We start from the raw sequence: 8151 nt of genomic DNA on the forward strand, positions 1-8151 counted from the left end.
AGTCTAGAGGGCGGTGAGGCCCTCCATCGCTGCCCGCACCCGGCCCAGGCGCTCCGCCGCGCGCTCGCGAGCCGCGCCGAGGTCCTCGGGCGCGGCCACCGGTTCGATGGCCTCGAGGTAGACCTTGAGCTTGGGCTCCGTCCCGGAGGGGCGCACGATGATCCGCGAGCCGTCGTCGAGCAGGTAGCGCAGGCCCTCGGTCGGCGGCAGCCGACCGTCCCCCAGCGCCAGGTCCTCGCTGCTCGTGACCGGTGAGCCGGCGACCTCCGTCGGTGGCGTCCGGCGCAGGCGCGCCATGAGCACGACGATGTCGGCGAGGTCGGTGACCCGGATGGAGAAGGCGTCCGTCGCGTGCACGCCGAGCTGGGTGTGCAGGTCGTCGAGGACCGACTGGAGGGTCCTGCCTTCGGCCTTGAGGATCGCGGCGAGCTCGGCGACGAGGAGAGCGGCCGAGACCCCGTCCTTGTCCCGGACGAGGTCGGGCGCGACGCAGTAGCCGAGCGCCTCCTCGTAGCCGTAGTGCAGGTCCTCGACGCGGGCGATCCACTTGAACCCCGTGAGCGTCTCATCGTGGGCCACCCCGGACTGGCGGCACATCGCGGCGAGCAGCCGGGAGGAGACGATCGAGCTGGCCATGCGACGTCCCTCGGGCACCCCGCGCACGATGAGGTGGGAGGCGAGCAGCACGCCGAGCTCGTCACCGCGCAGCAGCCGCCACCCGCCGTCGACGCCGGCGTCCGGGACGGCCACCGCGCACCGGTCGGCGTCCGGGTCGTTGGCGATGACCAGGTCGGGCCCGCTCTCGCGGGCGGCGGCCAGGGCGGCGTCGAGCGCGCCGTCCTCCTCGGGGTTGGGGAAGGCCACCGTGGGGAAGTCCGGGTCCGGCGCGGCCTGGCTCGGGACCTGCTGGGGCGCAGCGAAACCCGCCCGGGTGAAGGCCGCCTGGACCGTGCCGTCGCCGACACCGTGCAGCGCGGTGTGCAGCACCCGCAGGTCGCGCGGGGTGTCCGGGGCGACGACTCCGGCGATCGCGTCGAGGTAGGCCTCGAGCACCTCGTCGCCGAGCACCTCCCACCCGCCCTCGGCGCGCGGGACGTCGGCGACGCTCGCCACCCGGTCGATCTGCGCGGCGATCTGCGCGTCGCTCGGCGGGACGATCTGGCGGCCGTCGCCGAGGTAGACCTTGTAGCCGTTGTCCTGCGGCGGGTTGTGGCTGGCCGTCACCATGACCCCGGCGTCGGCGCCGAGGTGACGGATCGCGAAGGCGAGCACCGGCGTCGGCAGCGGCTGCGGCAGGACCGCCGCCCGACCGCCCGCAGCCACGACCACGGCGGCCGTGTCGATGGCGAAGGCGTCGGAGTTGTGTCTCGCGTCCCGCCCGACGACGACGAAGGCGCCGTCTCCCAGGGTCTTCAGGTGGGCCACGAGGCCGGCGGCGGCGCGGATGACGACGGAGCGGTTCATCCGGTGCGGCCCGGCCCCCAGGGCGCCGCGCAGCCCGGCGGTGCCGAACTGCAGGAGACCGGCGAAGCGGCCGGTGAGGTCGGCGACGGCGACGGCGTCACCCCCTTCGGCCGCGGTGACCAGGTCCTGGAGCTCGGCGCGGGTGACCGGGTCGGGGTCGTCGGCCGCCCACTCCGCGGCCGCGACGAGCAGGTCGTCGGGCAGCTCGGTGGCGGAGTGGCGACCGGAGTACTCGCTCATCAGATGCGCCCCACGATGTCGGCGAGGAGGGTGCCGCAGCGCTCGGCGGCAGCCTGCCCGGCGGCGACGACCTCGTCGTGCGCCAGCGGCGTCTCGCTGATGCCGGCAGCGGCATTGGTGACCAGGGAGAGCCCGAGGACCTCGAGCCCGGCCTCGCGCGCGGCGATCGCCTCGAGCGCCGTGCTCATGCCGACGAGGTCGGCGCCGAGGATCCCGGCCATGCGCACCTCGGCCGGCGTCTCGTAGTGGGGCCCGCGGAACTGGGCGTAGACGCCTTCGTCGAGCTCGGGGTCGATCTCGCGGGCCAGCTCGCGCAGGCGGGGGGAGTAGAGGTCGGTGAGGTCGACGAAGTTGGCGCCCTCGATCGGCGAGGTCGCCGTGAGGTTGAGGTGGTCGCTGATGAGGACCGGCGTGCCGGGCCCCCACTCCGGCCGCAGGCCGCCGCACCCGTTGGTGAGGACGATCGCCCGGCAACCGGCCGCGGCCGCCGTGCGGACGGCGTGCACGACGGCCCGCACGCCCCGCCCTTCGTAGTAGTGGGTCCGGGTGCCGAAGACGAGCGCGCGACGACCCGAGGAGGCGATGTCGACGGAGCGCATCTGCCCGGAGTGGCCGGCGACGGCGGCGGTGGAGAAACCCGGCACCTGCGCCTGCTCGATCGTCGTGACCGTCTCGCCGACGAGGTCCGCGGTCTGGCCCCAGCCGGAGCCCAGCACGAGGGCGACGTCGTGGCGCTCGACACCGGTGCGGTCGGCGATGACGGCCGCCGCCTCACGGGCGAGGGCGAAGGGGTCCTGGCTGTGGGTCTGCTCGGTCACAGCCGCAATCTACAAGGGTGGTTGGATGGGTGGCGTGACACGAACCAGCTCAGTAGTGATCCTCGGTGGCGGACCCGGCGGCTACGAGGCGGCGCTCGTCGCGGCCCACCTCGGCGCCTCCGTCACCGTCGTCGACCGGGACGGCATCGGCGGGGCCGCGGTGCTCACCGACTGCGTCCCGAGCAAGACCCTCATCGCGACCGCCGACTACCTCGGTGGCATCGGGACCGCCGCCGAGCTCGGCGTCCACCTCGAGGACCCCGAGGGGGACGTCGCGACCGAGACCGTCGCGGAGCTGGGGGCCATCAACCAGCGCGTCCTGGATCTGGCCGCCGCGCAGTCCGCCGACATCAGCGCCCGCCTCGCCGAGGTGGGCGTGCGCGTGCTGCCCGGGACCGGCCGGCTCACCTCGCCGAGCACGGTCGAGGTCACCACCGGCACGGGCACCGAGACCGTCGAGGCCGACGTCGTGCTCCTCAGCACGGGGGCGAGCCCGCGGGTGCTGGCGGCCGCTCAGCCGGACGGCGAGCGGATCCTCACCTGGCAGCAGATCTACGCGCTGCCGGACATGCCGGAGCGGCTCATCGTCGTCGGCTCCGGTGTCACCGGCGCCGAGCTCGCCCAGGCCTACCTCGGCCTCGGCGCGGACGTCACGCTCGTCTCCTCGCGCGACCTCGTCCTGCCGGGCGAGGACCAGGACGCGGCCGCGGTCATCGAGGACGTCTTCCGCCGTCGCGGCATGACCGTGCTCAACCGCTCGCGGATGGCCTCGGCGCAGCGCCGCGGCGACGGCGTCGTCGTCACGCTCGAGGACGGCCGCGAGGTCGAGGGCAGCCACGTGCTCATCGCCGTCGGGGCCGTGCCCAACACCCGCGACATCGGCCTCGAGGAGGTCGGGGTCGAGCTGAGCGACTCGGGCCACGTCGTCACCGACCGGGTCTCGCGCACCTCGGTCCGCGGCATCTACGCGGCGGGGGACTGCACCGGAGTCTTCGCCCTCGCGTCGGTCGCGGCCATGCAGGGCCGCACGGCCATGGCGCACGCGCTGGGTGACGCGGTGGCCCCCCTTCGCCTCTCGGCCGTCTCGGCCAACGTCTTCACGGACCCCGAGATCGCGACGGTCGGGCTCACCGCTGCCGACGCCGCGGACAACCCCGACGTCGAGGCCGTGACGATGCCGCTCTCGCGCAACCCGCGCGCCAAGATGCTCGGGATCACCGAGGGCTTCGTCAAGCTCTTCGCCTACCGCGGCACCGGCACGGTCCTCGGCGGGGTCGTCGTGGCCCCGCGGGCCTCCGAGCTGATCTTCCCGGTCGCCATCGCGGTCCACAACCGCCTGTCGGTCGACCAGGTCGCCTCGACCTTCACCGTCTACCCCTCGCTCACGGGGACGCTCGCGGAGGCCGCGCGTCGTCTGCACCCCCGTCGCGAGGACTGATCCGCCGCTAGGGTCGAAGGGGGCCGACCGGCGGCTCCGTGACGAAGGAGCCGACCATGGGCAACACCCCGCAGCAGTTCAACGGTGGCGAGTACGTCGACAAGGCGCGGGACGCGGCGCGTGACCACCCGGACCAGGCGCGCAGCGCGATCGACAAGGTCCAGGACGCCGTGGACCAGCGCACCGGTGGCAGGTTCACGTCGATCATCGACACGGCCGGCGACTTCCTCGAGGACAGGATCGGGCTGCCGACCGAGCAGGAGACCGGGCCCGAGGGTCAGACCGACCCCAAGGGTCAGACCGACCCCGAGCGTCAGTCCGACCCGACGGGCTGCGGCAAGCTGCCCGGCTGAGCCGCCGCGACCAGCTGCAGGTCGAGGGTGATGGAGCGTCCTCCGACGGCGATGAGCCGGCTCGCGGTGGCGCCCGACGCGCGGTCGACCGCGGTCAGGTCGTAGCCCCCTTCGCGCGGCAGGGGGAGCGCGTAGCTGCCGTCCGCGTCCGTGCGCACCCACGAGACCGAGCCACCCGTGCGACGGGTGATGACCACCGACGCGTCCGCGGCCGCGTGCCCCTGCTCGTCGGTGACCCGCCCGGAGACGGTGAGCCGTTCCCCGACGACGAAGGGGGCGAGCGTCCGGTCCTCGGAGAGGTCCGGGTACGCCGAGACGGGCGCCCACCCGATGGCCGAGACGACGAAGAGGTGGCGCATCCGGCCGCCGGTGGCGACGCTGAAGTCGCCCGCCGAGTCCGTGTGCGCCCAGTCCATGTGGCTGCCGCGCCCCCCGAGGACGGTGACGATCGCGCCAGGCACCCCACGGCCCTGCGGGTCCACGACCCGGCCCCGGACGACGTGGTCGACGGTGAGCCGCTCGGTCGACTGGGTCTCGCCCTCCGCGACCCGCCGCCGCAGGAAGGGGACGATGACGCCCGTCGAGACGGCCGCGGCGCTGGCGGCGAGGACGAACATCAGCTGCAGCGCGCCGAAGCTCGGGTGCCCCTGCGTCGCCGCCGAGACGCTAGCGGCGAGCACGGCGGCGGTGACCGCGCTGGCGCTCGAGGTGCCCACGGAGCGGAGCAGGGTGTTCAGGCCGTTGGCCGCCGCCGTCTCGGTGACGGGGACCGAGCGCATGATGAGCGTCGGCAGCGCCGAGTAGGCCAGGGCGGTGCCGATGGTCACCGTGATCGTGCCGAGGACGACGAGGGTGACCGTGCCGCTCAGCGGGATGCGGGCGAGGTAGGAGATCGTCATGATCGCGCCGCCGAGGCCGATGGCCAGCTCGGGGCCGAAGCGGCGGGTGACCCACCCCGACAGCGGCGCGAGGAGTCCGAAGGCCGCGGCCGACGGGGCCATCCACAGCCCGGCGTGGAGTGCGTCCAGGCCCAGGCCGTACCCGGTGCTCGTGGGGGTCTGCAGCAGCTGCGTCGAGACGAGCATGTTGACGAACATCGCGAACCCCATGAAGACCGAGATGGCGTTGGCCGCCATGACGACCGGCTGCGCGGCGGTGCGGATGTCGACGAGGGGGTTCGGGATGCGCAGCTCGAGCGGTACGAAGACCGCGAGCAGCGCGACCCCCGCGGCGACGGACGTGAGGGTTCGGGCGTCCGTCCAGCCCCAGTCCGAGCCCTTGGAGACCGCGAGGAGCAGCAGGACGAGGGCGAGGCTGAGCAGCACGGCGCCCCGGTGGTCGAAGGCGCCGGCGGTGCGCACGCTCGACTCCGTGACGGTGACGAGCACCAGCGCCAGCATGACGAGCGCGAGCACGCCCGGCAGCCACAGCACGACGTGCCAGTCGAAGGCCTCGGCGAGGTAGCCGCCGAGGGGCAGGCCGACGCCGGCACCGATGGCCAGGGTCGCGCTCATCAGGGCCACGGCCAGGGGCACGCGGTCGGGGTCGAGCTCGTCGCGCATCGTCGCGATCCCGACCGGCACGAGTGCCATGCCCATGCCCTGCAGGGCACGGGCGAGGAGCAGGAGCGGGAGGGTGGTGGCGAAGGCGCCCACGAGCGCCCCGAGGGCGACGATCGCCAGGGTCACGAGGATCATCCGCCGCTTGCCGTACATGTCGGCCATGCGGGAGATGACCGGGGTCGCGACGGCGCCGGCGACGAGGGTCGCGGTCACCATCCACGAGGCATTGCCGGTGCTGGTGCCGATGAGGGCGGGCAGCTCGGGGACGAGCGGCAGCACCATCGTCTGCTGGAGCGAGACGACGGTGCCGCACAGCGCGAGGACGGCGATGACGAGGCCGCCCCCGGTACGCCGCGAGGGCGTGCCGGGGGCGGCGTCGAGGCTCGTGGGGGAGGCGCTCATCAGTCCTTGATCTCGGCGATGACCGCGCCGTTGCTGACCGTGGCCCCGACCTCGGCGGCCAGGCCGGTGATGGTGCCGGCCCGGTGCGCGGTGATCGGCTGCTCCATCTTCATCGCCTCGAGGACGACGACCAGGTCGCCCTCGGCCACCTGCTGGCCCTCCTCGACGGCGATCTTGACGATGGTGCCCTGCATCGGCGCGGTGAGGCTGTCGCCGGAGGCCGCGGCGCCGCCGCCACCCCCGCCGGAGCGCTTCGGGGCCTTCTTCTTGGCCGCGGCACCTCCGCCACCACCGAGCGAGAGTCCACCGGGCAGGACGACCTCGAGGCGCTTGCCGCCGACCTCGACGGTGATCTTCTGGCGCTCGCCCTCGTCCGCTGCCTCGCCGACCTCGCCGCCGTAGGGGGCGATCTGGTTGTCGAACTCGGTCTCGATCCAGCGGGTGTGGACGCTGAAGGGGGCGTCACCCTCCGGCGCGAAGGCCGGGTCGGAGACGATCGCCCGGTGGAAGGGGACCACCGTCGGCATGCCGTCGACGACGAGCTCGGCCAGGGCGCGGCGCGAGCGCTCGAGGGCCTGCTGGCGCGTGGCGCCGGAGACGATGAGCTTGGCGATCATCGAGTCGAAGGCGCCGGCGACGGTGTCGCCCTCCTCGATGCCGGCGTCCCAGCGGACACCCGGGCCGTGGGGCACGCGCATCTTGGTGACGGTGCCGGGGGCCGGCATGAAGTTGCGGCCGGCGTCCTCGCCGTTGATGCGGAACTCGAAGGAGTGACCGCGGGCGACAGGGTCGTCGTAGCCGAGCTCCTCGCCGTCGGCGATGCGCAGCATCTCGCGGACGAGGTCGATGCCGGTGACCTCCTCGGTCACGGGGTGCTCGACCTGCAGGCGGGTGTTGACCTCGAGGAAGGAGATCGTGCCGTCCTGGGCGACGAGGTACTCGCAGGTGCCGGCGCCGACGTACCCGGCCTCCTTGAGGATCGCCTTGGACGCGCGGACGAGCTCGGCGTGCTGCTCCTCGGTGAGGAAGGGGGCGGGTGCCTCCTCGACGAGCTTCTGGTTGCGGCGCTGCAGGGAGCAGTCACGCGTGGAGACGACGACGACGTTGCCGTGCTGGTCGGCGAGGCACTGGGTCTCGACGTGGCGGGGCTTGTCGAGGAACTTCTCCACGAGGCACTCGCCGCGGCCGAAGGCCGTGACGGCCTCGCGGACGGCGGAGTCGTAGAGCTCGGGGATCTCCTCCATGGTGTGGGCAACCTTGAGGCCGCGGCCGCCGCCGCCGTAGACGGCCTTGATGGCGATCGGCAGACCGAACTCCTGCGCCAGGGCGATGACCTCGTCGGCGTCCTTGACCGGGTCGTTGGTGCCGGGGGCCAGCGGGGCGTGGGCCTTGACGGCGATGTGCTTGGCCTTGGCCTTGTCGCCGAGCGCGTCGATGGCCTGCGGGCTCGGCCCGATCCAGACCAGCCCGGCGTCGAGGACGGCCTGGGCGAAGTCGGCGTTCTCCGCGAGGAAGCCGTAGCCCGGGTGGACCGCGTCGGCACCGGCGTCCTTGGCGACCTGGAGGAGCTTGTCCTGGAGCAGGTAGCTGTCGGCGGGCGTCTGCCCACCGAGGGCGTACGCCTCGTCGGCGACCTTGACGTGCAAGGCGTCACGGTCGGGCTCGGCGTAGACGGCGACGGAGCCGATGCCTGCGTCGGCGCAGGCACGGGCGATGCGGACGGCGATCTCGCCGCGGTTCGCGATGAGGACTTTGCTGATGGCCATGCGTCGCAGACTACTGCGTGCCCCAGCCCCTCGATGACCCGACCGCATCGTGGCCCGCGCCACCTTTTCCGGCTCTCCTGACGCTTCCGTGGGTGTTCTGGCGAGCCG

The 8151-nt window shown here is 73.5% G+C and carries 6 protein-coding genes; 2 read left to right on the top strand and 4 right to left on the bottom strand.

Annotated elements, in window-relative coordinates:
- Positions 1-3: 3 nt before the first annotated feature.
- Both ABC138_RS03740 and ABC138_RS03745 read right to left on the bottom strand, forming a co-directional pair.
- Positions 4-1704, bottom strand: coding sequence for a phospho-sugar mutase (locus tag ABC138_RS03740; protein ID WP_345912787.1), 1701 nt, complete (start codon positions 1702-1704; stop codon positions 4-6).
- A complete protein-coding gene (locus ABC138_RS03745; RefSeq protein WP_338537744.1) occupies positions 1704-2522 on the bottom strand; it encodes a purine-nucleoside phosphorylase in 819 nt (272 codons plus the stop codon). The genes ABC138_RS03740 and ABC138_RS03745 overlap by 1 nt, the downstream gene beginning before the upstream one ends.
- A gap of 25 nt (positions 2523-2547) precedes the next feature.
- On the opposite strand from ABC138_RS03745, the gene ABC138_RS03750 reads away from it, so the two are divergent.
- The gene (locus ABC138_RS03750) at positions 2548-3960 is read left to right on the top strand and encodes an NAD(P)H-quinone dehydrogenase (protein ID WP_068321979.1); all 1413 of its coding nucleotides are present in this window, start codon (positions 2548-2550) and stop codon (positions 3958-3960) included.
- Positions 3961-4016: 56 nt separating this feature from the next.
- Positions 4017-4313, top strand: coding sequence for an antitoxin (locus ABC138_RS03755; RefSeq protein WP_068423851.1), 297 nt, complete (start codon positions 4017-4019; stop codon positions 4311-4313).
- Here ABC138_RS03755 and ABC138_RS03760 read toward each other — a convergent pair.
- Together ABC138_RS03760 and ABC138_RS03765 are read right to left on the bottom strand one after the other, a co-directional pair.
- Positions 4274-6277 carry an MFS transporter gene (locus ABC138_RS03760; protein WP_082807394.1) on the bottom strand — a complete coding sequence of 668 codons (2004 nt, stop codon included), beginning with the start codon at positions 6275-6277 and terminating at the stop codon, positions 4274-4276. The two genes, ABC138_RS03755 and ABC138_RS03760, sit on opposite strands and share 40 nt — an antisense overlap.
- Entirely contained in the window at positions 6277-8043 is a 1767-nt protein-coding gene (locus ABC138_RS03765; RefSeq protein ID WP_345912788.1) for a biotin carboxylase N-terminal domain-containing protein, read from the bottom strand. The genes ABC138_RS03760 and ABC138_RS03765 overlap by 1 nt, the downstream gene beginning before the upstream one ends.
- Positions 8044-8151: the final 108 nt, after the last annotated feature.

Source organism: Janibacter sp. LM, from assembly GCF_039631275.1.
GTDB classification, from domain to species: Bacteria; Actinomycetota; Actinomycetes; order Actinomycetales; family Dermatophilaceae; genus Janibacter; species Janibacter terrae.